The sequence below is a fragment of the Geodermatophilus sp. SYSU D00684 genome (genome assembly GCF_054050455.1).
On record NZ_JBJGZI010000020.1, the window covers coordinates 1 to 24470 of the forward strand.

General features: G+C 73.9%; 27 protein-coding genes. 5 read left to right on the forward strand and 22 right to left on the reverse strand.

Going from position 1 to position 24470, the window contains the following annotated elements; translation table 11 throughout:
• Positions 1–122: 122 nt before the first annotated feature.
• Positions 123–1904 carry a 3-hydroxyacyl-CoA dehydrogenase family protein gene (locus ACI79L_RS15350; RefSeq protein ID WP_456937635.1) on the reverse strand — a complete coding sequence of 594 codons (1782 nt, stop codon included), beginning with the start codon at positions 1902–1904 and terminating at the stop codon, positions 123–125.
• Between the two features lie 158 nt (positions 1905–2062).
• Positions 2063–2734 carry an endonuclease NucS gene (gene nucS, locus ACI79L_RS15355; protein ID WP_456937636.1) on the reverse strand — a complete coding sequence of 224 codons (672 nt, stop codon included), beginning with the start codon at positions 2732–2734 and terminating at the stop codon, positions 2063–2065.
• 66 nt (positions 2735–2800) lie between these two features.
• On the opposite strand from nucS, the gene ACI79L_RS15360 reads away from it, so the two are divergent.
• Entirely contained in the window at positions 2801–3637 is an 837-nt protein-coding gene (locus ACI79L_RS15360) for a hypothetical protein (RefSeq protein ID WP_456937637.1), read from the forward strand.
• A 7-nt stretch (positions 3638–3644) separates the two neighbouring features.
• On the opposite strand, the gene ACI79L_RS15365 is transcribed toward ACI79L_RS15360, so the two are convergent.
• Positions 3645–4418, reverse strand: a complete 774-nt coding sequence (locus ACI79L_RS15365; RefSeq protein WP_456937638.1) for an enoyl-CoA hydratase-related protein — start codon at positions 4416–4418, stop codon at positions 3645–3647.
• A 59-nt stretch (positions 4419–4477) separates the two neighbouring features.
• On the opposite strand from ACI79L_RS15365, the gene ACI79L_RS15370 reads away from it, so the two are divergent.
• Both ACI79L_RS15370 and ACI79L_RS15375 read left to right on the forward strand, forming a co-directional pair.
• Positions 4478–5203 carry a YqjF family protein gene (locus ACI79L_RS15370; RefSeq protein WP_456937639.1) on the forward strand — a complete coding sequence of 242 codons (726 nt, stop codon included), beginning with the start codon at positions 4478–4480 and terminating at the stop codon, positions 5201–5203.
• 60 nt (positions 5204–5263) lie between these two features.
• A complete protein-coding gene (locus tag ACI79L_RS15375) occupies positions 5264–6457 on the forward strand; it encodes a sensor domain-containing phosphodiesterase (protein WP_456937640.1) in 1194 nt (397 codons plus the stop codon).
• 18 nt (positions 6458–6475) lie between these two features.
• Here the strand turns inward: ACI79L_RS15375 and ACI79L_RS15380 are convergent, their stop codons facing one another.
• On the reverse strand, positions 6476–8494 hold the full coding sequence (locus ACI79L_RS15380; RefSeq protein WP_456937641.1) for a protein meaA: 2019 nt from the start codon (positions 8492–8494) through the stop codon (positions 6476–6478).
• 126 nt (positions 8495–8620) lie between these two features.
• Here ACI79L_RS15380 and ACI79L_RS15385 point away from each other — a divergent pair, with 126 nt between their 5' ends.
• On the forward strand, positions 8621–8953 hold the full coding sequence (locus ACI79L_RS15385; protein WP_456937642.1) for a hypothetical protein: 333 nt from the start codon (positions 8621–8623) through the stop codon (positions 8951–8953).
• On the opposite strand, the gene murA is transcribed toward ACI79L_RS15385, so the two are convergent.
• Positions 8950–10236, reverse strand: a complete 1287-nt coding sequence (murA, locus tag ACI79L_RS15390) for a UDP-N-acetylglucosamine 1-carboxyvinyltransferase (RefSeq protein ID WP_456937643.1) — start codon at positions 10234–10236, stop codon at positions 8950–8952. The genes ACI79L_RS15385 and murA overlap by 4 nt on opposite strands.
• A 57-nt stretch (positions 10237–10293) precedes the next feature.
• Here murA and ACI79L_RS15395 point away from each other — a divergent pair, with 57 nt between their 5' ends.
• The gene (locus ACI79L_RS15395; protein ID WP_456937644.1) at positions 10294–10896 is read left to right on the forward strand and encodes a cob(I)yrinic acid a,c-diamide adenosyltransferase; all 603 of its coding nucleotides are present in this window, start codon (positions 10294–10296) and stop codon (positions 10894–10896) included.
• Positions 10897–10905: 9 nt separating this feature from the next.
• Here the strand turns inward: ACI79L_RS15395 and ACI79L_RS15400 are convergent, their stop codons facing one another.
• From ACI79L_RS15400 to rpmE, 17 genes are all read right to left on the reverse strand, one after another.
• Complete coding sequence (locus ACI79L_RS15400; RefSeq protein WP_456929342.1) at positions 10906–11307, reverse strand: DUF2550 domain-containing protein; 402 nt, start codon at positions 11305–11307, stop codon at positions 10906–10908.
• Between the two features lie 30 nt (positions 11308–11337).
• A complete protein-coding gene (locus tag ACI79L_RS15405; protein ID WP_387992473.1) occupies positions 11338–11727 on the reverse strand; it encodes a F0F1 ATP synthase subunit epsilon in 390 nt (129 codons plus the stop codon).
• 153 nt (positions 11728–11880) lie between these two features.
• Entirely contained in the window at positions 11881–12105 is a 225-nt protein-coding gene (locus ACI79L_RS15410; protein ID WP_456929341.1) for a hypothetical protein, read from the reverse strand.
• Between the two features lie 284 nt (positions 12106–12389).
• Entirely contained in the window at positions 12390–13826 is a 1437-nt protein-coding gene (gene atpD / locus ACI79L_RS15415; protein WP_456929340.1) for a F0F1 ATP synthase subunit beta, read from the reverse strand.
• 68 nt (positions 13827–13894) lie between these two features.
• The gene (locus ACI79L_RS15420; RefSeq protein ID WP_456937645.1) at positions 13895–14866 is read right to left on the reverse strand and encodes a F0F1 ATP synthase subunit gamma; all 972 of its coding nucleotides are present in this window, start codon (positions 14864–14866) and stop codon (positions 13895–13897) included.
• A 3-nt stretch (positions 14867–14869) separates the two neighbouring features.
• The gene (atpA, locus tag ACI79L_RS15425) at positions 14870–16501 is read right to left on the reverse strand and encodes a F0F1 ATP synthase subunit alpha (RefSeq protein ID WP_456937646.1); all 1632 of its coding nucleotides are present in this window, start codon (positions 16499–16501) and stop codon (positions 14870–14872) included.
• A 56-nt stretch (positions 16502–16557) separates the two neighbouring features.
• On the reverse strand, positions 16558–17376 hold the full coding sequence (locus ACI79L_RS15430) for a F0F1 ATP synthase subunit delta (protein WP_456937647.1): 819 nt from the start codon (positions 17374–17376) through the stop codon (positions 16558–16560).
• On the reverse strand, positions 17376–17960 hold the full coding sequence (locus tag ACI79L_RS15435) for a F0F1 ATP synthase subunit B (protein ID WP_456929336.1): 585 nt from the start codon (positions 17958–17960) through the stop codon (positions 17376–17378). Before ACI79L_RS15435 ends, ACI79L_RS15430 begins: the two co-directional genes overlap by 1 nt.
• A 47-nt stretch (positions 17961–18007) precedes the next feature.
• A complete protein-coding gene (gene atpE / locus ACI79L_RS15440; protein WP_387992453.1) occupies positions 18008–18235 on the reverse strand; it encodes an ATP synthase F0 subunit C in 228 nt (75 codons plus the stop codon).
• A gap of 95 nt (positions 18236–18330) precedes the next feature.
• The gene (atpB, locus tag ACI79L_RS15445) at positions 18331–19161 is read right to left on the reverse strand and encodes a F0F1 ATP synthase subunit A (protein WP_456929335.1); all 831 of its coding nucleotides are present in this window, start codon (positions 19159–19161) and stop codon (positions 18331–18333) included.
• The gene (locus ACI79L_RS15450; protein ID WP_456937648.1) at positions 19158–19484 is read right to left on the reverse strand and encodes an AtpZ/AtpI family protein; all 327 of its coding nucleotides are present in this window, start codon (positions 19482–19484) and stop codon (positions 19158–19160) included. Before ACI79L_RS15450 ends, atpB begins: the two co-directional genes overlap by 4 nt.
• A 13-nt stretch (positions 19485–19497) precedes the next feature.
• A complete protein-coding gene (locus ACI79L_RS15455) occupies positions 19498–19974 on the reverse strand; it encodes a hypothetical protein (protein WP_456937649.1) in 477 nt (158 codons plus the stop codon).
• Entirely contained in the window at positions 19971–21275 is a 1305-nt protein-coding gene (locus ACI79L_RS15460) for a glycosyltransferase family 4 protein (protein WP_456937650.1), read from the reverse strand. Before ACI79L_RS15460 ends, ACI79L_RS15455 begins: the two co-directional genes overlap by 4 nt.
• A 170-nt stretch (positions 21276–21445) precedes the next feature.
• A complete protein-coding gene (locus ACI79L_RS15465) occupies positions 21446–22087 on the reverse strand; it encodes an L-threonylcarbamoyladenylate synthase (RefSeq protein ID WP_456929332.1) in 642 nt (213 codons plus the stop codon).
• Between the two features lie 6 nt (positions 22088–22093).
• Complete coding sequence (gene prmC / locus ACI79L_RS15470; protein ID WP_456937722.1) at positions 22094–22957, reverse strand: peptide chain release factor N(5)-glutamine methyltransferase; 864 nt, start codon at positions 22955–22957, stop codon at positions 22094–22096.
• Positions 22954–24033 carry a peptide chain release factor 1 gene (prfA, locus tag ACI79L_RS15475; protein ID WP_456937651.1) on the reverse strand — a complete coding sequence of 360 codons (1080 nt, stop codon included), beginning with the start codon at positions 24031–24033 and terminating at the stop codon, positions 22954–22956. Before prfA ends, prmC begins: the two co-directional genes overlap by 4 nt.
• A 115-nt stretch (positions 24034–24148) precedes the next feature.
• Positions 24149–24373 carry a 50S ribosomal protein L31 gene (gene rpmE / locus ACI79L_RS15480; protein ID WP_387992433.1) on the reverse strand — a complete coding sequence of 75 codons (225 nt, stop codon included), beginning with the start codon at positions 24371–24373 and terminating at the stop codon, positions 24149–24151.
• Positions 24374–24470: the final 97 nt, after the last annotated feature.

The following is a 24470-nucleotide window of genomic DNA, read 5'->3' on the forward strand; positions in this document are numbered from 1 at the left end:
CCCCCCCCCCCCCCCCCCCCCCCCCCCCCCCCCCCCCCCCCCCCCCCCCCCCCCCCCCCCCCCCCCCCCCCCCCCCCCCCCCCCCCCCCCCCCCGCTGCTCCGTCGTCCCCTGCGGGGCACCTCAGCGCCGGGAGTAGTCCCGGAACCCGCGGCCGGTCTTGCGGCCCAGGTAGCCGGCGGTGACCAGGTGCTCGAGCAGCGGCGCGGGCGCGAACCCGGGCTCGCGGAACTCGACGTACAGCTCCCGCTCGATGGCCAGCGAGACGTCGAGACCGACGACGTCGAGCAGCTCGAACGGGCCCATCGGGTAGCCGCAGCCGACCTTCATGGCGGCGTCGATGTCGTCGGCGGTCGCGTAGTGCGCCTCGAGCATCTTCACCGCGTCGTTCAGGTACGGGAACAGCAGCGCGTTGACGATGAACCCGGCCCGGTCGGTGCAGGACACCGCGTGCTTGCCGAGCTGGGCGCAGACCGCGTGCGCGGTGGCCGCGACGTCGGGGGCGGTGGCGATGGTGCTGACCACCTCGACCAGCTTCATCACCGGCGCGGGGTTGAAGAAGTGCAGGCCGACGACGTCGGCGGGGCGCTCGCTGGCCTTGGCGCACTCGATGACCGGCAGGCTCGACGTCGTCGTGGCCAGCACCGCGCCGGGCTTGCAGATCTCGCCGAGGTTGGCGAACAGCGCCTGCTTGGTGGCCAGGTGCTCGACGACGGCCTCGATGGCCAGGTCGACGTCGGCGAGGTCGTCCAGCGACGCCGTGCCGGTGACCCGGGCGAGGACCTCGTCCCGGCCGGCCTCGTCGAGCCGCCCGCGGGCCACCTGCTTGTCCAGCGACTTCCGCAGCGCGGTGTGCACGGCCTCGACCTTGTCGAGGGTGCGGGCGACGAAGACGACCTCGTAGCCGCCCTTGGCGACGACCTCGATGATGCCGGTGGCCATCGTCCCGGAACCGACGACGCCGACCTTCGACACCGGGCGGGCGCCCTCCGCGGCCTGCCCGGCGCCGGGGGTGAACGCGTCCGGCACGACCTCGGCGGAGTCGCGCTGGGCGTAGGTGTAGAAGCCGCGGCCGGACTTCCGGCCCAGCAGGCCCGCGGTCATCATCTGCTTGATGATCGGGCTGGGCGCGTGCAGCCGGTTGCGCGACTGCTTGTACATCGTGTCGAGGATCTCGTAGGCGGTGTCGATGCCGATGAGGTCCATGAGCGCCAGCGGGCCCATCGGGAGGCCGCAGCCCAGCCGCATGGCGGCGTCGATGTCCTCGCGGCTGGCGTAGCGGTTCTCGTACATGGAGACCGCGTGGTTGAGGTAGCCGAACAGCAGCGCGTTGGCGATGAAGCCGGCCTTGTCGCCGATGGTCACGTCGACCTTGCCCAGTCGCTCGGCCAGTGCCTCGACGTCCTCGATGACCGAGGGCTCGGTGACGACGGTGCGCACGACCTCGACGAGCTTCATGACCGGCGCCGGGTTGAAGAAGTGCATCCCGATGACCTTGCTCGGCCGGCCGGTGGCCACCGACAGCTCGGTCACCGACAGGCTCGAGGTGTTGGTCGCGAGGATGGTGTCCGGCGGGCAGATCTTGTCCAGCTTGGCGAACAGCTCGGTCTTGAGCTCCATCCGCTCGGGGACCGCCTCGATGACCAGCTCGGCGGCGGAGAGGTCCTCCAGCGAGGTGGTGAACCGGATCCGCCCGAGGATCGCCTCGCGCTCGGCCTCGTCGAGCTTGCCGCGCGCGACCGCCTTGCCGGTGGACTGCTCGACGTGCCCGCGGCCCCGGCTCAGCGCGTCCTCGCTGATCTCCACGGCCGTCACGGACAGGCCCGCACGGGCCAGCACCTCGGCGATGCCCGCACCCATGGTGCCCAGGCCCACCACGCCGACCTCGGTCAGTTCTCTGGCCACGCTGCCATCTCCTCCCGTGCGTTGACCGGGGCAGTCTCCCACCCGGACGGCCCGCGCCTGCTACCGGCCGGTAGGTCCCTCCCCGGCCCCGTCCAGGGTCCCGCCCCGAGCTCGCGAAGGGTGGGGAGGACGGGGCCCTCCCGCGGTGGGTGGCGGTATCAGAACAGCCGCTGGGTGGGGTCGTCGGTGCCCTTGAGGACGGCGTAGTCGACGGTCACGCACTCGATGCCGCGGTCGCCGGCGAGCACCCGCGCCTGCGGCTTGATCTCCTGCGCGGCGAACACGCCCTTGACCGGGGCCAGCAGCGGGTCGCGGTTGAGCAGCTCGAGGTAGCGGGTCAGCTGCTCGACGCCGTCGATCTCCCCGCGCCGCTTGACCTCGACGGCGACGGTGCGGCCGTCGGCGTCGCGGCAGAGCAGGTCGACCGGGCCGATCGCCGTCGGGTACTCGCGGCGGACCAGCGACCAGCCCTGCCCGAAGGTCTCCACGTGCAGCGCGAGCAGCCGCTGCAGCTCGGCCTCGACGCCGTCCTTCTGCAGGCCGGGGTCCACGCCCAGCTCGTGCGCGGAGTCGTGCTCGACCGACTCGATGGAGATGACCAGCTGCTCACCGGCCTTGTTGGTGACCGTCCAGGTGCCGGCCCCGTCGACGAGCTCGTCCCTCAGGGTGCACGGCGGGCTCATCCAGTTCAGCGGCTTGTAGGCGCGGTCGTCGGCGTGCACCGACACCGAGCCGTCGGCCTTGACCAGCAGCAGCCGCGAGGCCATGGGCAGGTGGGCGGTCAGCCGCCCGATGTAGTCGACCGAGCAGCGGGCGATGACCAGACGCACGGGGGCCGACGGTACCGGTCCGGTCACGACGGGAACCGCCGAGCCGGGTCGCGCGTCCGCAGGACCGTGACGACGACGTCGACGGTGCGCGCGGCCGCCCTGCTGGCCGGCGCGCTCGCGCTGGCCGGGTGCGCGCAGGACGGGGCCGACGCCGCGGCGCCGTCGCCCGGCCCCCTCCCCGCGGGCCCCGTGCTGCAGGTCGAGCACACCGGCGGCTTCGTGCCCCCGGAGGACCTGGCCACCCGGCTGCCGCTGGTCACCGTCTACGGCGACGGCCGGGTGTTCACCGAGGGTCCGCAGATCGAGATCTGGCCCTCGCCCGCGCTGCCGAACGTGCAGGTGACCGAGGTCGGCGAGGCCACCGTCCGCGACCTGCTCGACCGCGCCGTCGACGCCGGCGTGGCGGAGGACGCCGACCTCGGCGAGCCGCCGGTGGCCGACGCGCCCACCACCCGCATCACCCTGACCACCGACGAGGGCACCGCGGTCCGCGAGGTCTACGCGCTGGCCGAGACGTTCGACGGGTCGCTGACCCCGGAGCAGGCCGAGGCCCGCGCCCGGCTGCGGGACCTCGTCGACGAGCTCACCGGCCTGGCCGGCACGGACCCGGCGGAGTCCTACGTGCCGCAGACGGTCGCCGCGGTGGTCCAGCCGCATCCCGGCGGCGACCCGGAGTTCCCCCAGCCCGACGTCGCCTGGCCGGGTCCCGAGCTGCCCGGCACGCCGCTGGGCGCCGGCCTGACCTGCGTGAGCGCCACCGGGCACCAGGCCGCCGACGTGCTCGCGGCCGCCGCATCGGCGAACGTGCTCACGCCGTGGGTCACCGCCGACGGCGCGCGCTGGTCGGTCGCGTTCCGGCCGGTGCTCCCGCACGAGACCGGCTGCGCCGACCTGACCGGCTGACCCGGCCTCAGTCGGTCCAGGCGGGCGGGCGCTTCTCCAGGAACGACCGCATGCCCTCCCGGGCGCCGTCGATCTGGCTGGCCGACGCCATCACCTCGACCGCGACGGCGTAGGCGTCCCGCTCGGTCCGGTCGAGCTGGGCGTACATCGTCTGCTTGCCCCACGCCTTGCTCGCCCGCGAGCCGCGGGTGGCCCGCGCCATCAGCTCGTCGACGGCGGCGTCGAGCTCGCCGTCGGGCACGACCCGGTTGACCAGCCCCCAGTCCAGCGCGGTGCGCGCGTCGATGACGTCGCCGGTGAGCGCGAGCTCCATCGCCCGCTTGCGGCCGACGTTGCGGGCGATCGCCACCATCGGCGTGTGGCAGAACCAGCCGCCCTTGCCGCCCGGGGCGGCGAAGCCGGCCGACTCCGCGGCCACCGCGAGGTCGCAGGAGGCGACCAGCTGGCAGCCCGCGGCGGTGGCCAGGGCGTGCACCCGCGCGACGACGACCTGCGGCACGTCCTGCAGCGTCTGCATCACCTCGGTGCACAGCGCGAGCAGGCTGCGCACCTCGGTCACCGGCCGGTCGACGACGTCCCGGAAGTCGTGCCCGGCACTGAACACCGGCCCCTCCGCGCCGAGGACGATGCCCGCCGCGTCGGTGCCGCCGGCGTCGGTGACGGCGGCCAGCAGCTGGGTGAGGTGGTCGCGGGACAGCGCGTTGCGCCGCTGCGGGCGGCACATGGTGATGCGGACGACGTCGCCGTCGCGCTCGACGCGGGGAGCTCCCTCGGCGGTCACGTGACCGACCTCACCACGGACGGCCGGTCCGGGGCAACGCGGCTGGGGACGCTGGAGGGGTGGACGCCGAGGAGGTCACCGACACCGCGCCCCGCGCCGCCGGGCGGACGCTGTTCACCCAGGGCTGGCGGGACGTCGCGTTCCTGCACTGGGCGGTCGACCCGGACGTCGTCGCGCCGCTGCTCCCGCCGGGCACCCGGCCGGACACCACCCCGGACGGGCGCAGCTGGGTGGGGCTGGTGCCCTTCCGCATGCGCCGCATCGGCGTCCTCGGCTCGCCCGGCCTGCCCTGGGTCGGCTCGTTCCTCGAGACCAACGTGCGGCTGTACTCCGTGGACGGGCAGGGCCGGCGCGGCGTCGTCTTCGCGTCCCTCGACGCCGACCGGCTGCTCCCGGTCCTGGTCGCCCGCGCCGCGGGGCTGCCCTACCTGTGGTCGCGGATGCGCCTGACCCGCGACGGCGACCTGCTGACCTACACCTGCCGGCGGCGCTGGCCCGGGCCGCGCGGCGCCGGCGGCCGGGTCGAGGTGCGGGTGGGCCCGCGGCTGGAGCGGCCCGGTCCGCTGGAGCGCTTCCTGACCGGCCGCTGGGGGCTGCACCAGACGAGCCGGGGCCGCACGCGCTACTGGCCCAACGAGCACCCGGCCTGGCCGCTGCACCGCGCCGAGCTCCTGACCTGGGACGGCGACCTGCTCGCCGCGGCCGGGCTGCCCGCTGTCGGCGGCCCGCCGGACAGCGTGCTGTTCTCCCCCGGCGTCGACGTCCGCTTCGGCCCCCGCGTCTGACGCACGGAGCCGTTCCGCAACCCCCTGGGCAAGACGGCGCCCAGCGGCGACACTGCCCGGGTGGGAGCACCGCAGCCCGTGGCGACGGCCGACCCGACGACCGACGACGCCGGCGAGGACTGGGTGCACCGCCTGCTCGACCTCGCGCGCGCCCGGCTCGGGATGGACGTCGCCTGGCTGTCGGTGTTCACCCAGGACCGCCAGGAGATCGCCTCGGCCACCGGCGAGCTCGGCGCCATGAACGTCTCCGAGGGCATGTCGATGCCGCTCGAGGAGTCCTTCTGCGTGCGGGTGCTGTCCGGCCAGCTGCCGCCGCTGGTCACCGGGGCCGACCGCAACCCGGTCACCCGCGAGCTCGCGGTCACCCGGCAGCTGGGGATCGGCTCCTACGTCGGCGCCCCGGTGCGCGGCGACGACCGACGCCCGCTCGGGATGCTGTGCTGCATCAGCCGGGACGCCGGGGAGCAGCTGGACGGCTCGTCGGTGCGGACGGTGGAGATGCTCGCCGAGCTGATCGGCGAGCGGCTGACCGCCGAGGAGGCCGCCGAGGCCGAGCTGGCCGCCCGGCGCGCGCGGGTCTGCGACGTCCTCGAGCGGCGCGCGGTGGAGGTGCACGTCCAGCCGGTCGTCGACATGCACAGCGGCACCGTCGTCGCGCACGAGGCGCTGTCCCGCTTCCCCGGCAGCGAGGGCGGCCCGGCGACGCTGTTCGCCGACGCCGCCGTCGTCGGCCTGGGCGTGGACCTGGAGCTGCTGGCCGTGCACGCCGCGCTGGAGGCCGGGGACCGGCTGCCGCGGGGCCTGCGGCTGGCGGTCAACCTCTCCCCCGAGGCGCTGCTGTCCCCCGAGGTCGGCGAGGCGCTCCTCGGCGGCGTCCGGCGGACGGCGCTGACCGTGGAGATCACCGAGCACAGCCCGATCGCGGACTACGGGCCGGTCCTGGGCGCGCTGGCGCCGCTGCGGGCGGCCGGGATCCGGCTCAGCATCGACGACGCCGGTGCCGGCTACGCGAGCCTGCGGCACATCCTGCGGCTGCGGCCGGACACCATCAAGCTCGACATCGCGCTGGTCAGCGGGGTCGACGTCGACCCGGCCCGGCAGGCGATGACCGCGGCAATGGTGGCCTTCGCCGCCGACACCGGCGCCACGCTGGTGGCCGAGGGCATCGAGACCACCGCCGAGCGCGACGCCCTGCTCGCCCGCGGCGTCCGCTACGGCCAGGGCCACCTGTTCGGCCGGCCGGCGCCGGTCTGACCGGCGCCGGCCGGGCCCTCACACGGAGGCGGGCACCTTCTCGTCGAGGCCGTTCGCCTCGCGGATCACGTCGACGACCTGGCCCATGATGTCGGTGAGCCCGAAGTCCTTGGGCGTGAACACCCGGGCCACGCCCTGCTCGCGCAGCCGGCGGGCGTCGCTGTCGGGGATGATCCCGCCGACGACGACCGGGACGTCGTCCAGGCCCGCCTCCCGCAGGCCCCGCAGCACCGCCGGCACCACCTGCAGGTGCGAACCGGACAGCACCGACAGCCCGACGACGTGCACGTCCTCCTCGACCGCGGCCGACACGATCTGCGCGGGCGTGAGCCGGATGCCCTGGTAGACCACCTCGAACCCGGCGTCGCGGGCGCGGACGGCGATCTGCTCGGCGCCGTTGGAGTGCCCGTCGAGGCCGGGCTTGCCGACCAGGAACCGCAGCCGCCCGCCCAGCTCCTCACCGGTCGCGCGCACCCGTTCCCGGACCCGCACCAGCGTCTCGTCGGCCTCACCGCCGCCGGTGGCCGCGGCGACGCCGGTGGGGGCGCGGTACTCGCCGAACACCTCGCGCAGGACGCCGGCCCACTCCCCCGTCGTCACGCCCGCGCGGGCGCACCGCAGGGTCGCCTCCATGAGGTTGACGTCGCTGCCGGCGGCCTCGCGCAGCGCGGCCAGCGCGGCCTCCACCGGCGCCGGGTCGCGCTCGGCCCGCCACCGCTGCACGGCCTCCTTCGCGGCCGCCTCCACGGCCGGGTCGACGACCATGATCGCGGTGTCGAGGTCCGCCGTCAGCGGGTTGGGCTCGGTGCTGTCGAACCGGTTCACGCCGACGACGACGTCGTCCCCGCTCTCCATCCGGCGCCGCCGCTCGGCCAGCGAGGCGACCAGCTGGCCCTTCATGTAGCCGGACTCGACGGCGGCCACCGCCCCACCCATCTCCTGCACCCGGGCGATCTCGGCGCGGGCGCCCTCGACGAGCTCGGCGACCTTGCGCTCCACCACGACCGACCCGGTGAACAGGTCGTCGTACTCGAGCAGGTCGGTCTCGTAGGCGAGCACCTGCTGCAGCCGCAGCGACCACTGCTGGTCCCACGGCCGGGGCAGGCCCAGCGCCTCGTTCCACGCCGGCAGCTGCACCGCGCGGGCGCGGGCGTCCTTGGACAGCGTGACGGCGAGCATCTCGAGCACGATCCGCTGCACGTTGTTCTCCGGCTGCGCCTCGGTGAGGCCCAGGGAGTTGACCTGCACGCCGTACCGGAACCGCCGGTGCCTGGGGTCCTGCACGCCGTAGCGCTCCTGGGTCAGCTCGTCCCAGAGCTGGGTGAAGGCGCGCATCTTGCACATCTCCTCGACGAAGCGGACGCCCGCGTTGACGAAGAAGGAGATGCGCGCGACCACCTCGCCGAAGCGCTCCTGCGGCACCTGGCCGGAATCGCGCACCGAGTCCAGGACGGCGATCGCGGTGCTCATCGCGTAGGCGATCTCCTGCACCGGCGTCGCCCCGGCCTCCTGCAGGTGGTAGCTGCAGATGTTGATCGGGTTCCACTTCGGCATCGCCGTCACGGTGTAGGCGACCATGTCGGTGATCAGCCGCATCGAGGGCCCGGGCGGGAACACGTAGGTCCCGCGCGACAGGTACTCCTTGATGATGTCGTTCTGCGTCGTCCCGGCGAGCTTCGCGACGTCGTGCCCGTGCTCCTCGGCGACCGCCTGGTAGAGCGCGAGCAGCCACATGGCGGTGGCGTTGATCGTCATCGACGTGTTCATCTCGTCGAGCGGGATGCCGTCGAACAGCGCCCGCATGTCGCCGATGTGCGTGACGGGGACGCCGACCTTGCCGACCTCACCGACGGCGAGCTCGTCGTCGGGGTCGTAGCCGGTCTGCGTCGGCAGGTCGAAGGCGACCGACAGGCCGGTCTGCCCCTTCGCCAGGTTCCGGCGGTAGAGCGCGTTGGACTCGGCCGGCGAGGAGTGGCCGGCGTAGGTGCGCATGACCCAGGGACGGTCGCGCTCCTTCGGCGATGAAGGGAACGGCATGCCAGCGGAGTGTAAGGGGGTTACCGGTGAGTAGCAGCACCGGTCCGGGAGCCCCGCGGTGGCACACTCGATCGCGTGCGACCGGGCCGGTCAGGGCCCGGACGCCGCCCGCCGAGGGGAGGCGCCGTGCTCCAGCCGGGCAGTCTGAGCTACATCGCCGGACCGGTCATCGCGATCGTCGTCATGGTGCTGCTCGCCCTCTTCATGCGCTGGGCCTTCGGCGGGAGCTCCACCGGGGGCATGCGCCGGAGCCGTCCCTCGCCCACCGACGACGGCCTGCTCACCCGGGTCGCCACCCTGTCCCGCCGCGAGTCGGCGCTGGCGCTGCGCGCGGTGCTCTCCGACGCGGGAATCCGCTCGACGGTCCGCTTCCCCGAGGCGCACCGCGCCGACGTGCTGGTCTTCCCCGAGGACGCCGACCGCGCCCGCGCGCTGGCGTCCTCCTTTCCCGCGGCCTAGAGGTCGCTCGGGCGCTCGACCCGCTCGATCCGCACGCCCAGGCCGCGCAGCTGCTCGACGAAGTCCGGGTAGCCGCGGTCGACGTGGTGCACGTCCTGCACCTCGGTGACGCCGTCGGACAGCAGGCCGGCGAGCACCAGCCCGGCGCCGGCGCGGATGTCGGTGGCCAGCACGGGCGCCGACGACAGCCGCTCCCGCCCGCGGACGACCGCGTGGTGGCCGTCGATGCGCACGTCGGCGCCCAGGCGCACCAGCTCGTTGACGAACATGAACCGGCCCTCGAACACGTTCTCGGTGATCAGCGCCGTGCCGGTGGACACCGCGGCCAGCGCGACCGCCATCGGCTGCAGGTCGGTCGGGAACCCGGGGAACGGCAGGGTGACGACGTCGACGCCGCGCGGCCGCTCGTCCATGGCGACCCGGACGCCGTTCTCGACGACCTCCACGGTGGCCCCGGCGCTCACCAGCTTGTCCAGCGGGACGGCGAGGTGGTCGGGGACGGCCCGCTCCACGACGACATCGCCGCGGGTCATCACCGCGCCGATCGCCCACGTCCCGGCGACGATCCGGTCCGGCACCGTCGAGTAGGTCACCGGGGACAGCGCGTCGACGCCCTCGACGGTGAGCGTGGAGGTGCCCGCGCCGTCGATGCGGGCGCCCATGGCGGTGAGCATCGAGCAGATGTCGACGATCTCCGGCTCGCGGGCGGCGTTGTCGATGACCGTCGTCCCCTCGGCCAGGACCGCGGCCATGAGCAGGTTCTCCGTGGCACCGACCGACGGGAAGTCCAGCCAGATCGACGTGCCCGCCAGCCGCGGCGCGGAGGCGACGAGGAAGCCGTGCTCGCTGTGGATCGAGGCGCCGAGCCGCTCCAGGCCGGAGATGTGCATGTCCAGGCCGCGGGAGCCGATCGCGTCACCGCCGGGCAGCGCCACCCGGGCGCTGCCGCAGCGGGCGACCAGCGGGCCGAGCACGCTGATCGAGGCGCGCATCCTGCGGACCAGGTCGTAGTCGGTCTCGGTCGCCGGGTCCTCCGGCACGTCGACGACGACCCGGCCGCCGCCCCCGGGCTGCCCCGAGCGCTCGTAGCTGACGCCGCAGCCGAGGCGGCGCAGCACCTCGCTCATGATCGCGACGTCGAGGATGTCGGGGACCTCGTCGATCGTCGTCCGCCCGGAGGCCAGGAGCGCGGCCGCCATGAGCTTGAGGGCACTGTTCTTCGCCCCCGTGACCCGTACCTGGCCCCTGAGGGCGGTGCCGCCGGTCACCTCGAAGCACTGCACCCGACCACCCTACGGCGGGTGCGCGGGCGGCTCCGGGCAGCGTCCTACGCTCGCTCCATGACCGTCCGGCTCACCCGCATCTACACGAAGACCGGTGACGCCGGGCAGACGCACCTGGGCGACATGAGCCGGGTGGCCAAGACCGACCCGCGGCTGGTCGCCTACGCCGACGTCGACGAGGCCAACAGCGCGCTCGGCGTGGCCCTGGCGCTGGGGGCGCCGTCACCGGAGCTGGCCGGGCTCGTGCGCAGCGTGCAGAACGACCTGTTCGACGTCGGCGCCGACCTGTCCGCGCCCGTGGTGCCCGACCCCGCGCACCCGCCGCTGCGGGTGACCGCCGCCTACACCGAGCGGCTCGAGGCCGCCTGCGACGAGCACAACGAGGCGCTGCCGAAGCTCACCAGCTTCGTGCTGCCCGGCGGCACGCCGCTGGCGGCGCTGCTGCACCAGGCGCGGGTGGTCGTCCGGCGGGCCGAGCGCAGCGTGTGGGCGCTGCTGGCGGCCGACGGCGAGCGCACCAACTCGGAGACCGCCCGCTACCTCAACCGGCTCTCGGACCTGCTGTTCATCCTCGCCCGCGAGGCCAACCCCGACGGCGACGTGCTGTGGGCGCCCGGCGCGCACAGCGGCGTCCACGCCCAGCGGGCCGCGCGGGGGTGACGCCGGCCCTCAGTGCACGGGCGGCGCCGACTCCACCCAGGAGAGGAACCCCGTCACCGTGGAGGGGTCCATGGCCAGCTCCTTGCGGCCGCTGCCGGTGACGCAGGTCAGGACGACCGCGTCGTCGGGCAGGGCGACGTCGTCCCGGCCCGGCGGGCGCCGGCCCTCCACCTGCACCTCGGTGCGGCACAGCCGCTGCTGCGGGCGGACCGACAGCGACAGCGCGCGGTACCAGAGCAGCGCCTCTCCCCCGTACCAGGCGACGCCCACCGACCACCGGGAGCTGCCGGCCGGGCGCAGCCACATCGTCACCGCGCCCAGGCCCGAGAGCAGCAGCCGGCGGCGGATGAGGAAGGCGACCACCAGGACGACGACCAGCACCCCGGCGAGCACGAGCAGGGCGGTGGTCACCGTCGGCTGGGGCGGGCGCGTCCGGTCGGGTCAGTCGGCCTGTCCGGCGGCCCGCAGGCGGGACTGGGCGCGGCGGGCGGCGGCGAGGGCCTCGGGGTCGTCGCCGGCGGACTCGGCGCGGCGCAGCGCCTCGCGGGCCCGCTCGACGTCGATCTCGGAGGAGATCTCCGCGGTCTCGGCGAGGATGGACACGCCCTTCGGCGTCACCGACAGGAAGCCGCCGTGCGCGGCGACGACCATGTCCGGGCCCTCGGTGGTCCGGACGGTGACCACGCCACCGGGGGCGAGCTCGCCGAGCAGCGGGGCGTGGCCGGGCAGGACGCCGATCTCGCCCTCGGTGGTGCGGGCGATGACCATGCTCGCCTCACCGGACCAGATGGTCCGCTCGACGGCCACCAACTCGACCTGCAGGGTCGCCACGACACTCCTCCGGGTCCACCGACGGGCGGTGCTGGGACGCCGGCCGGGAAGCGGGCACGGCGACGGTCGTCGCCCACTCTAGCCGCGGGACCCGGGGCACCCGGCGCGGGCCGTCCGGCGGTCACCCGGCCGGGCGGCGGACCCGGTCGGGGTCTAGGCGGCGCGGCGGTAGAGCAGGGTCCAGCGACCGACGCGGACCCACGGGTGCCGCACCGTCGAGGCGGGCGCCCACTCCTCGGTGTCGTAGGCGATGTCGTGCACGTGCGGTACGGACGTCGACGGCCAGGTCCACCCTGGATCGGCGGTCCCGGCCGGCAGGCGGGTCACCGTGCCGTCGGTGCTGGTCGCGTCCAGCCACTCCATGGTCTTCTCCCACACGACGCGTCCGGTCCCTCCGGGCGCCACCCTCTCCGATCGGCAGCAAGGCTCCCGCTCTTGAGGTGCGCCCGGAAGGCACCTGCCCACGACGCCGGGTACGTCAACCACCTCGCGCGCCACGCCCTGGCCCGTCCCGACCGTCCGTGAGCGGTCCCTCACGTGAGGCGTACCCCCGGACGCACGACGGCCGGGTGTCCCCGCAGGGACCCCCGGCCGTGACGTGGTGTGGCCCCGTCCAGAGGCTCACCCCGAGCGTGCGGGGGGTGAGGAGGACGGGTCCCTCCTCAGCCGCGCTTGAGCTTCTCCGCGTTGCGCTCGAGGTCCTCGAGCCCACCGCACATGAAGAAGGCCTGCTCGGGCACGTGGTCGTAGTTGCCCTCGGTGAGCGCCTTGAAGGCCTCGAGGGTCTCCGACAGCGGCACGAACGAGCCGGGCTGACCGGTGAATGCCTCGGCCACGAACATGTTCTGCGAGAGGAACCGCTCGATCCGCCGTGCGCGCTGCACGGTGACCTTGTCCTCCTCGGAGAGCTCGTCGATGCCGAGGATCGCGATGATGTCCTGCAGCTCCTGGTAGCGCTGGAGGATCTGCTTCACCGTCTGCGCGACCTGGTAGTGCTCCTGCCCGACGTACTGCGGGTCGAGGATCCGGCTGGTGGAGTCCAGCGGGTCGACGGCCGGGTAGATGCCCTTCTCCGAGATCGGCCGGGAGAGCACCGTCGTCGCGTCGAGGTGGGCGAAGGTGGTGTGCGGCGCCGGGTCGGTGATGTCGTCGGCGGGCACGTAGATCGCCTGCAGCGAGGTGATCGAGTGACCCCGCGTCGAGGTGATCCGCTCCTGCAGCTCGCCCATCTCGTCGGCGAGGGTCGGCTGGTAACCCACGGCGGAGGGCATGCGGCCCAGCAGCGTGGACACCTCGGACCCGGCCTGGGTGAACCGGAAGATGTTGTCGATGAAGAGCAGCACGTCCTGGTTCTGCTCGTCGCGGAAGTACTCCGCCATCGTCAGCGCCGACAGCGCCACCCGCAGCCGGGTGCCCGGTGGCTCGTCCATCTGGCCGAAGACCAGCGCGGTGGACTCGATGACGCCGGACTCGGTCATCTCGGTGATGAGGTCGTTGCCCTCACGGGTGCGCTCGCCGACGCCGGCGAACACCGACACGCCACCGAACTCCTGGGCGACCCGGCGGATCATCTCCTGGATCAGCACGGTCTTGCCCACGCCGGCGCCGCCGAACAGGCCGATCTTCCCGCCGGCCACGTACGGGGTGAGCAGGTCGATGACCTTGATGCCGGTCTCGAGCAGCTCGGTGCGGCCCTCGAGCTGGTCGAACCGCGGCGCGTGCCGGTGGATCGACCAGCGCGGCAGGTCCTGGCCGTAGCCGGGCTTGTCGAGGCACTCACCGAGGGCGTTGAACACGTGCCCGGTGACCTCGTTGCCCACCGGGACGCTGATGGAGCCTCCGGTGTCCCGGACCTCGGCGCCGCGGACCAGACCGTCGGTCGGGGCCATGGAGATGGTGCGGACCACGTTGTCGCCCAGGTGCTGGGCGACCTCGAGGGTCAGCGTCTTGCCCAGGTCGGCGAGGGTCACGTCGACGTGCAGGGCGTTGAACAGGTCGGGCATCGCGTCGCGCGGGAACTCGACGTCGACGACCGGCCCGGTGACCCGGACGACGCGGCCGGTCGTCTGGGTGGTCGGACGGTCCTCGGTGACGGTCATGAGGGGGGCTCCTCGGTCAGGTGGATCGGAGATCCTGCGGCCCCCGCCTCGGGCGGGGACCGGGGTGGTCAGTCGTCGGCGTTGGCTGCGACCAGCGCGTCGGCGCCACCGACGATCTCGCTGATCTCCTGGGTGATCTCGGCCTGGCGCGCCTGGTTGGCCTGGCGCGAGAGGTTCTTCGCCAGCTCCTCGGCGTTGTCCGAGGCCGACTTCATCGCCCGCCGCCGCGACGCCGACTCGGAGGCCGCGGCCTCGAGCAGCGCCGCGTAGATGCGGGTGGTGACGTACTTCGGCAGCAGCGCGTCGAGCAGCGCGTCGGCCGAGGGCTCGAACTCGTACGAGGTGGGGACGCCGGAGTCGCCGGTGCGGCCGGCCTCGCGGTCCTCCCGCTCGAAGTCGAACTCCTCGACCTCCTCGACCTCCAGCGGGGCCAGCCGCTTGGCGACCGGGACCTGTGCGAGCAGCGACCGGAACTCGGTGTAGACGATGTGCAGCTCGTCCACGCCGGCCACGCCGTGAGGACCCGGGCCGCCGTCCGCGTCGTCCGCCCCGGCGGTGAACGCGTCGATGAGGACGCGCCCGACCTCCTGGGCGTCGGGATAGGCCGGCTGCTCGGAGAACCCGGTGAAGGTCTGCACCACCGGCCGGTTGCGGAAGGAGTAGTAGGTCTCCCCCTTGCGGCCGATGACGTAGACCTGCGGCTCCTTGCCCTCCTGCCGCAGCAGCGACAGCAGCTCCTCGGTCCGCCGCAGCACGTTCACGTTGTACGAGCCGGCGAACCCGCGGTCGGAGGTGACCACCAGGACCGCGGCCCGCCGGGTCGCCTGCCGCTCGGTGAGCAGCGGGTGCTCGAGCGAGGCCGACGACGCCAGCGCGGACAGCACCCGGGTGATCTCCCGGGCGTACGGCTTGGACGCCTCCACCCGGGCCTGGGCGCGCACGATGCGGGCGCCGGCGATCAGCTCCTGGGCCGAGAAGATCTTCTTCGTCGACTGGGTGGACCGGATGCGCCGCCGCAGCGCGCGAAGGGAACCGGCCACCGGTCAGGCCTTCTTGACCTGGACGCGCTCCTGGCCACGCTCGGACGCGTCCATGGCCTCGGCCTCGGGCTCGTTGACCAGCGAGGTGCCGTCGGAGGTCGTGAACTGCTGGTAGAAGCTCTCGACGGCGCGCTCGAGGCTGCCCACCGCGTCGTCGCCCAGGGCCCGCGAGGTGCGGATCTCGTCGAAGACGCCGCTCTCGCTGCGGCCGATGTAGTCGAGGAACTCCGACTCGAACCGGCGGACGTCGGACACCGGCACGCGGTCGAGCTTGCCGGTGGTGCCCAGCCACAGCGAGACGACCTCGCGCTCGACCGGGTACGGCTGGTACTGGCCCTGCTTGAGCAGCTCCACCAGGCGCTGACCGCGGTCGAGGGTGGCCCGGCTGGAGGCGTCAAGGTCCGAGGCGAACGAGGCGAAGGCCTCGAGCTCGCGGTACTGGGCGAGGTCCAGGCGCAGGCGGCCGGCGACCGACTTCATCGCCTTGATCTGCGCCGAGCCGCCGACGCGGGACACCGAGATGCCGACGTTGATGGCCGGGCGGACACCGGAGTTGAACAGACCGGTCTCGAGGAAGATCTGCCCGTCGGTGATCGAGATGACGTTGGTCGGGATGTAGGCCGACACGTCGTTGCCCTTGGTCTCGATGAGCGGGAGACCCGTCATCGACCCGGCGCCCAGGTCGTCGGAGAGCTTGGCGCAGCGCTCCAGCAGCCGGGAGTGGAGGTAGAAGACGTCGCCCGGGTAGGCCTCGCGGCCCGGCGGGCGGCGCAGCAGCAGCGAGACGGCGCGGTAGGCCTCGGCCTGCTTGGACAGGTCGTCGAAGACGATCAGGACGTGCTTGCCCTCGTACATCCAGTGCTGGCCGATGGCCGAGCCGGTGTAGGGGGCGATGTACTTGAAGCCGGCGGCCTCCGACGCGGGAGCGGCGACGATGGTCGTGTACTCCATCGCGCCGGCCTCCTCGAGGGCCGTGCGGATCGCCGCGATCGTCGAGCCCTTCTGACCGACGGCGACGTAGATGCAGCGCACCTGCTGCTTCGGGTCGCCGGTGGCCCAGGCCTGCTTCTGGTTGATGATCGTGTCGAGCACGATCGCCGTCTTGCCGGTCTGGCGGTCGCCGATGACCAGCTGGCGCTGGCCGCGGCCGATCGGGGTCATGGCGTCGATGGCCTTGATCCCGGTCTGCAGCGGCTCGTGCACCGACTTGCGCTGCACGACGGTGGGGGCCTGCAGCTCCAGCGCGCGGCGGCCGGTGGTGGCGATCTCGCCGCCGCCGTCGATCGGGTTGCCGAGCGGGTCGACGACGCGGCCGAGGTAGCCGTCGCCGACCGGCACCGACAGGACCTCGCCGGTGCGGCGGACCTGCTGGCCCTCCTCGATGCCGGCGAAGTCACCGAGGACGACGACGCCGACCTCGCGGACGTCGAGGTTCAGCGCGAGGCCGCGGACGCCGCTCTCGAACTCGAGCAGCTCGTTGGTCATGACCGAGGGCAGGCCCTCGACCCGGGCGATGCCGTCGCCGGCCTCGGTGACGATCCCGACCTCTTCCCGGGACACGTCCGGGGAGTACTCGGTGACGTAGTTCTGGATGGCACTGCGGATCTCGTCTGCGGAGATCGTCAGCTCGGCCATGGCGCGCGTCCTCTTCCCTGCTGGGTCGTGCTGTCTGTGGTCTGGGGTGGGGCGGGTCAGCCGGCGAGCCGGCGGCCGGCGGACTCGAGCCGGTTGGCGATGCTGCCGTCGATGACCTCGTCGCCGACGCGCACGACCAGGCCGCCGAGCACCTCGGGGTCGACCGTCACCTGCAGGCCGATCGTCCGCCCGTAGATCCGGCCGAGCACGTCGCGCAGCCGCTGCTCCTGCGTCACGGTCAGCGGCACCGCCGTCGTCACGTGGGCGACCGAGCGGCCGCGCCGGGCGGAGGCCGCCACGGACAGCCGCTCGACTCGGGTCTCCGCGTTCCCCACGTGCCGGGCGGTCAGCGAGTTCCGCAGCAGCTGCTCGGTGACCGGGCTGACCCGACCCGACAGGAGCCGGTCGAGCAGCGCCGCGCGCCCCTCGGCCGGTGCCGAGTCGTCGGAGAGGATGCGGGACAACTCGGGGTCGCCGCCGACGATCCGGCCGAAGCGGAACAGCTCGTCCTCGACGCCCTCGAGCTCGCCGCGCGCCTCGGCGGCGTCCAGCGAGGCCTCGGTGGCCAGGGTCTCGGTGGCCTCGACCAGGTCCAGCGGCCGCGACCACCGCTGGCGGGCGGCGGTCTCGACCAGGTCGACGGCGGCCTCGGAGACCCGCCCGCCGAGGATCCGGCGGGCCAGTCCGGCCCGGTCGGCCGGCTTGGCCGACGGGTCGGACAGGGCCCGCCGCAGCGCCACGGTGCCGTCGAGCAGCCGCGCGACGGCGAACAGCTCGTCGGCCAGGGCCAGCAGGCCCGGGCCGGCGGCACCGGCCGTCGTCGCGGCGAGGCGCTCGCGGCTGACCGCGAGCGCCGCCCGGCTGGAGGCGTCCATCAGCGGTCGCCGCCGGGGACGAACACGGTGCTGCCGGCGCGGCCGTTGCCCGCCGCCCCGCCGGCCATGCCGTCGAGCTGGTCGAGGAACCGGTCGACGGTGCCGCGGCGCCGCGCCTCGTCCTCCAGGGACTCCCCGACCACGCGGCCGGCGAGGTCGACGGCCAGCGTGCCGATCTGGCCGCGCAGCTCGTTGACGACCGACTGGCGGTTGGCGGCCAGCTGCTCCTCGCCGCGGGCGACGATGCGCGCCGACTCCTCCTGCGCCTGGGCGCGCAGCTCCTCGAGGATCTGCTGACCCTCGGCCCGGGCCTGGTCCCGGATCTGCGCGGCCTCGGTGCGCGCCTCGGCCAGCTGGGCGCGGTACTGCTCCAGCGCGGCCTTGGCCTCGGCCTGCATGGCCTCCGCCCGCTCGATGCCGCCCTCGATGGCCTCGCGGCGGGCCCGGAAGACCTGCTCGAAGCGCGGGGCGATGAACCGGAAGAAGACCAGCATGACGATCGCGAACGCGATCAGCCCGATGATGATCTCGCCCAGCGGCGGGATCAGCGGGTTGTGGGCTTCCTCCGCTGCGAGGATGTTCATGGTCTCAGTGTCCCTGTCTCAGTCGGTGCCGGCCCGCGGGGCGCGGATCAGGTGCCGAAGACGAAGGGGACGACGAAGCCGATGAGCGCGAGCGCCTCGGAGAGCGCGAACCCGAGGAACGCGTAGGTACGGGTCAGGCCGGCCGACTCGGGCTGGCGCGCGGTGGCCTGGATGTAGGCCGCCCACACGATGCCGACGCCGATGCCCGGGCCGATGGCGGCGAGGCCGTAGCCCACGGAGCCGATGCTGCCGGACAGCTCAGCCAGAAGATCCATGACGGGGTGTTCCTCCTGTGTCGTCGCCCGGTGTCTCCGGGCGGCTTGCGGGGGTCTTGGGGGTGGTGCGGTCCGGGAGGTGCCTGCTCAGCCGGTCAGTGCTCGGCCTCGATCGAGCCGTTGAGGTAGGTCCCCATCAGCACGGTGAAGACGTAGGCCTGCAGGAAGATGACCAGCAGCTCGAAGAAGGTCATGACGATCGCCATCAGGGCCGAGACCGGGCCGAAGACGACCGAGAAGTTGTCCCGGCTGAACAGGTAGACCGCGCCGAGGGAGAACACCACCAGCAGCATGTGGCCGGCGAACATGTTCGCGAAGAGCCGGACCGCGAGCGTGAACGGCCGGACGATGAAGTTCTGCAGGATCTCGATCGGCGTGACCAGGATGTACATCGGCTTGGGCACGCCGGGCAGGAACAGGATGTCCTTGAAGTAGCGGCCGGCGCCCTGCTCGCGGATGCCGATGTAGATGTAGAGCACCCAGCAGATGGCGGCGAGCACCAGCGGGAACGCGAACTTCGACATCGGGGAGATCTGCGCGAACGGCAGGATCGACATGAAGTTGTTCGCGAGGATGAAGAAGAACAGCGACGCGAGGAACGGCGCGAAGGGGATCCCCCGGGGGCCGACGACGTCGCGGGCGATCCCGTCCCGGACCAGCGAGTAGCCGCTCTCGCCGATGAACTGCATCTTGCCCGGCACGATCTGCGGCTTGCGGACCGTGAGGACCATGAAGACGAGCATCGCCAGCGTGGCGAACCACAGCCCGAGCGTGATGCGCGTGATCTCGAAGTCGATGCCGAAGAGCGAGAACTCGGCGAGCGGCTCCGGGTAGAACTCGCCCAGGCCGGGAGCCTGGAAGCCGTCTCCGGACCCGCCGCCCTCGGCGGCGAGCACGTCCACGAGCGCGAGGGCGCTGGAGGTCACCGTTGTCCCTTCTGCGTCCTGGGCCGGCTCCGTCGTCCGCCCGGGGTGTTGCCCTGCTCGGGTGCACCAGGGTCTGGTGGCAGCCCGCCGAACCGTTTGACGACCAGGTAGATGGCCGCCGAGATGCCGAGGAGGATCCCGACCGGCAGGAACACCCGCGTGTCCAACCACCGGTCGAGCAACCACCCGGCTCCGCCCCACACGGCCATCCCGGAGATCATGGTCCCGATGACGGCCCAGCCGGTCTCGGCACCGCTGCCCCGAGGGGCTGGTCGCGCAGGTCGGGGCCGGGGCTCCCCACGGGTGGGGTCGTCCTCGGCCATCGCCCGGACACTATCAGCCGCGTGTCGGGGCGCCTCCCGGTGCCGGGGGGACCGTCGCCTGACCGGGTGGCGCGGGCGGCGTCACGTAGTACAGCGGGCGGGTCCACACCCACCGGAGCTGCACCCCGCTCCACAGCAGGGCCCCCACGACCACCGCCCACGCCAGCGTGCGCCGGTCGAGCCAGCCGTCCTCGGGCAGCGCGGTGAGGATCCCGAACAGCACGATCGCCTTGACGAAGAAGGTGCCCAGCGCCGCCGGCAGCGTGAAGGTGTCGTTGATCCGCCCGGCCCAGGCGATGACCACGCCGGAGACGACGAAGAACGCCGTCACCACCAGCGCGCCGACCAGGACCCCGACGGCGTCGGGCCAGCCGAGCACCAGGCCGACGACCACGGCCGCGGCGACGGCGACCGAGCCGGTGACCAGCGTGCCGACCCTGAGGAACGACAGGTCCCACGGGACCTGCGCGACCGGGCGGGGCGCGCTCACCGGAGCCCCTGGCCGGCCCCGGCCGCGCGCGGCGCGGTCGGGGTGGTGGTCGCCGCGGCCGGTCCGGCGGCCGGCACCGGGGGCCCTGCCGGCGGCGCGGGCTCCGGGGACCGGCGCCCGGCGCGGTGTGCCCGCGCGGTCGGGTGGGCGGCGCGGCTGCGGCGGCGCTGCTCGGCGATCTCGGCGGCCCGGGCCTCCCGGGCGGCACGCCGGGCGTGCGGGGCGAGGACGACGACGACACCCACGACGAGCAGCACCCCGATCACGACGAGCAGCTCGACCGTCCCGCCGGTGACCGAGAGGGCCACCGCGCCGAAGGACAGGAGAGCCGCCCAGAAGTACATGGTCAGCACCGCCCGGCGGTGCGAGTGCCCGATGGACAGCAGCCGGTGGTGCAGGTGCATCTTGTCGGGCGAGAACGGCGACTGCCCGCGCCGGGTCCGGCGGACCACCGCCAGGAGCAGGTCGACGAACGGGATGAAGAGCACCGCGATCGGCACCAGCAGCGGCAGGGCCAGCGGCAGCAGGCTGGCCGCGGAGTCGAAGGACTGGGCGTCGACCCGGCCGGTGGCGCTCACCGCGGCGGCCGAGAGCATCAGGCCCACGAGCATCGACCCGGAGTCGCCCATGAAGATGCGCGCCGGGCTGAAGTTGTGCGGCAGGAAGCCCAGGCAGGCCCCGGCGAGCACCGCCGTCACCAGGGCCGGGGCGCTGGCGACCTCGTCGTAGCCGACCCGGCTGAGGTTGTAGCTGTAGGCGAAGAAGGCCAGCGCCGCGATGGCCGAGACGCCCGCGGCCAGCCCGTCGAGGCCGTCGATGAAGTTGAGCGCGTTGACCGTGAGGACGGTCAGCAGGATGGTCAGCGGCACGCCGACGTCCGGGCCGAAGGAGATGGTCCCGATGTCGGCGACCGGCAGGAACAGGAACGCCAGCTGGACGCCGAGCAGCACCATGACGCCGGCGGCGGCGATCTGGCCGGTGAGCTTGGTGAGCGCGTCGAGCCCGAACTTGTCGTCGAGGACGCCGAGCAGACAGATCAGCCCGCCGGCGACGAGCACGGCGGCGGTCTGCGAGTCGTCGAAGGTGCGCTGCAGCGCGGGCAGCCGGGTGGCCACCAGCACCGCCGCCGCGACCCCGAGGTACATGGCCACGCCCCCGCCGCGGGGGGTGGGGATGACGTGCACGTCGCGCTCGCGCGGGGCGGCCATCATCCGCAGCCGCACCGCCGCGATCCGCACCACCGGGGTGGCCAGGAAGGTGACCAGGCCCGCGGTCAGCAGGACGACGGCGTACTCGCGCACGGCTCAGCCCCCGTGCGGACCGCGCGCGGTCCCGGCCGGGCGCGCGGCGGGCGTGCTCATCGCGACGGTGCTCCCGGGGGCGAGACGGCGGCGGACGGGACGGGCGGTACCCCCACGGTATCCCCCCGTCACCGGACGGAGCGGGATCCGCAGCCGCCGGTGACCGGCCCCTAGTCCGTGACCTCGGGCACGACCTCGCGCAGCCGCTCGACCGGCACCGCGCCCACCCGCAGGACGCGCGGCACCGGGCCGGTGCAGTCGACGATCGTGCTGGCCGCCGAGCCGGCGCGCGGGCCGCCGTCGAGGACGACCGCGGCGTGCTCGCCGAGCTGCGCGTCCGCCTCCTGCGCACTCGTGGCGGCGGGCCGGCCGGAGCGGTTGGCGCTGGAGACGGCGAGCGGGCCGGTGCGGCGCAGCAGGTCGCGGGCGACGTCGTCGTCGGGGAGGCGGACGGCGACCGTCCCCTCGGCGTCGCCCAGGTCCCAGGCCAGCGACGGGGCGTGCTCGACGACGAGGGTCAGCCCGCCCGGCCAGAAGGTCTCGGCCAGCCGCTGCGCCACCCGGGGCACGCTCATCGTCAGCCCGGCCATCGTCGACGCCTCCCCGATGAGCACGGGGACCGGCATGGCGCGGCCGCGGTTCTTCGCCGCCAGCAGGCCGGAGACCGCGGCGGGCGAGAAGGCGTCGGCGCCGACGCCGTAGACGGTGTCGGTGGGCAGCAGGACCAGCTCGCCCCGGGCGATCGCGGCGGCGGCGGCGTCGAGACCCGCGGCGCGCTGCTCGGGGTCGGTGCAGTCGTAGAGGTCGGCCACGGGCGGTCAGTCTCCCCCAGCCCGGACCGCGGTCGTGAACCGCGGCCTCCCGGCGAGGTCGGGGTGGTCCGCGACGGACGTGAAGTCGCCGGTGCCGCGCACCAGCGCGGGCAGCGCGCTCCCCTGCTGGTCGGCGTGCTCGATGCCCAGGCCGCCGCCGGGTCGCAGCAGCCGGGCCGCCGTCGTCAGCAGCCCGCGGACGACGTCGAGGCCGTCCGGGCCGCCCCACAGCGCGAGCGGCGGGTCGTGGTCCGCGACCTCGCGCGGCACCCGCGCGCCGTCGGGGACGTAGGGCGGGTTCGACACGACGAGGTCGACGGTGCCGTCGAGGTCGCGCAGCAGGCCCGGGTCGGTCATGTCGCCGGCGAGCACGGGAACCGGCCGGTCCCCCGCCGCGGCGCGCAGGGCGGCGTTGTGGCGGGTCCACTCGATCGCCTGCGGGTCGCGCTCGACCGCGGTGACCCGCGCGCCGGGGTGCTCGTGCGCGATGGACAGCGCGATCGCGCCTGACCCGCTGCCCAGGTCGACGACGACCGGCTCGTCGACGCCCGCGAGCCGCGCCAGCGCCCACTCGACGAGCTGCTCGGTCTCGGGCCGGGGCACGAACACGCCGGGGCCGACGGCGAGCTCGAGGTGGCGGAACGGCGCCCGGCCGGTGAGGTGCTGCAGCGGGACGCGGGCGGCACGCTGGTCGAGCAGCGCGGTGAAGCGGGCGGCGGCGGCGGCGTCGACGTCGTCGCGGGTGAGCAGCGCCGTCCGGGAGGCGCCGAGGACGTGGGCGAGCAGCAGCTCGGCGTCCACGCGGGGCGACTCCACGCCGGCCTCGGCCAGGCGGCGGGCGGCGCCGGCGAGCAGCGTGCGGGTGTTCAGGAGCCGGCCGCCATGAGCTCGGCGGTGTGCGCGCGGGTGAGCGCGTCGATGACCGGGTCGAGCTCGCCGTCGAGGACCTGGTCGAGGTTGTGCGCCTTGAAGCCGACCCGGTGGTCGGAGATGCGGCTCTCCGGGAAGTTGTAGGTACGCACCCGCTCGCTGCGGTCGACCGTGCGGACCTGGCTGCGGCGCTGGTCGCTGGCGGTGGCCGCGGCCTCCTCGCGGGCGGCGGCCAGCAGCCGGGAGCGCAGCACGCGCAGCGCCGACTCGCGGTTCTGCAGCTGGCTCTTCTCGTTCTGGGAGCTGACCACGATGCCGGTGGGCAGGTGGGTGATCCGCACGGCGGAGTCGGTGGTGTTCACGCTCTGCCCGCCGGGGCCGGACGAGCGGAAGACGTCGATGCGCAGGTCGTTGGGGTCGACGGTGACGTCGACCTCCTCGGCCTCGGGCAGCACGAGCACGCCGACGGCCGAGGTGTGGATGCGGCCCTGCGACTCGGTGACCGGCACCCGCTGCACCCGGTGGACGCCGCCCTCGAACTTCAGCCGCGACCAGATGCCCTCGTCGGTGCGGGACTTCACCGCGATCGAGACGTCCTTGTAGCCGCCGAGCTCGGCGGGGACGGCGTCGAGGACCTCGGTGGCCCAGCCGCGGCGCTCGGCGTAGCGCAGGTACATGCGCAGCAGGTCGCCGGCGAACAGCGCGGACTCCGCACCGCCCTCCCCCGCCTTGATCTCGAGGATGACGTCCTTGTCGTCGTCGGGGTCCTTCGGCAGCAGCAGCTCGCGCAGCCGGCCGGTGAGCTCGTCGATGCGCGTCTCGAGGCCGCGGGCCTCCTCGGCGAACGAGGGGTCCTCGGCGGCCAGCTCGCGGGCGGCGTCGAGGTCGTCGCGGGCGGCGTCGAGCGCGCGGGCGGTCTCCACGAGGGGTGCCAGCTGGGCGTAGCGGCGGCCCAGGCGCCGGGCGCGGCCGGCGTCGGCGTGCACCGCGGGATCGGCCAGCTCGGTCTCCAGCGCGGCGTGCTCCTCGAGCAGCCCGCGCAGCCGGTCGGGCGCGGCGTCGGTCGGGCTGCTCATGGGGGGCTGTCTCCTGGCGGGAGCGGCAGAAATGGCCATTTCTGCCGGAGGGGCGGGGGCGGACACGACGACGGCGCCCGTCCCACGCGAGGTGGGACGGGCGCCGTCGGGGGTGCTACTTGCCGGCGGTGGCGCCGCGCTTGCCGAACCGCTTCTCGAAGCGGGCCACGCGGCCACCGGTGTCGAGGATCCGCTGCTTGCCCGTGTAGAAGGGGTGGCAGGCGGAGCAGGTCTCGACGGTCAGCGTGCCGCCGGGGGCGGTGCTGCGGGTGGTGAAGGTGTTCCCACACCCACAGGTCACCGTGGTGGTGTGGTAGTCGGGGTGGATACCGGACTTCATGATGCGGGCCTCTTCCGGGGACGTCTCGGTGCTGTTGTCGTGAACGCCGGCGGCCGGCCGGTCATTCCGGCCGCGCAGCGGGGCTCGGCCGACCAGT

Excerpts from the sequence above, each read along its gene's own strand:
- ACI79L_RS15430 (WP_456937647.1), bottom strand. The coding sequence starts at position 17,376 with ATGGACGCCTCCAGCCGGGCGGCGCTCGCGGTCAGCCGCGAGCGCCTC.
- atpD (WP_456929340.1), bottom strand. The coding sequence starts at position 13,826 with ATGACCGTCACCGAGGACCGTCCGACCACCCAGACGACCGGCCGCGTC.
- atpA (WP_456937646.1), bottom strand. The coding sequence starts at position 16,501 with ATGGCCGAGCTGACGATCTCCGCAGACGAGATCCGCAGTGCCATCCAG.
- ACI79L_RS15450 (WP_456937648.1), bottom strand. The coding sequence starts at position 19,484 with ATGGCCGAGGACGACCCCACCCGTGGGGAGCCCCGGCCCCGACCTGCG.
- ACI79L_RS15435 (WP_456929336.1), bottom strand. The coding sequence starts at position 17,960 with ATGAACATCCTCGCAGCGGAGGAAGCCCACAACCCGCTGATCCCGCCG.
- ACI79L_RS15395 (WP_456937644.1), top strand. The coding sequence starts at position 10,294 with ATGACCGTCCGGCTCACCCGCATCTACACGAAGACCGGTGACGCCGGG.
- ACI79L_RS15380 (WP_456937641.1), bottom strand. The coding sequence starts at position 8,494 with ATGCCGTTCCCTTCATCGCCGAAGGAGCGCGACCGTCCCTGGGTCATG.
- rpmE (WP_387992433.1), bottom strand. The coding sequence starts at position 24,373 with ATGAAGTCCGGTATCCACCCCGACTACCACACCACCACGGTGACCTGT.
- prfA (WP_456937651.1), bottom strand. The coding sequence starts at position 24,033 with ATGAGCAGCCCGACCGACGCCGCGCCCGACCGGCTGCGCGGGCTGCTC.
- atpE (WP_387992453.1), bottom strand. The coding sequence starts at position 18,235 with ATGGATCTTCTGGCTGAGCTGTCCGGCAGCATCGGCTCCGTGGGCTAC.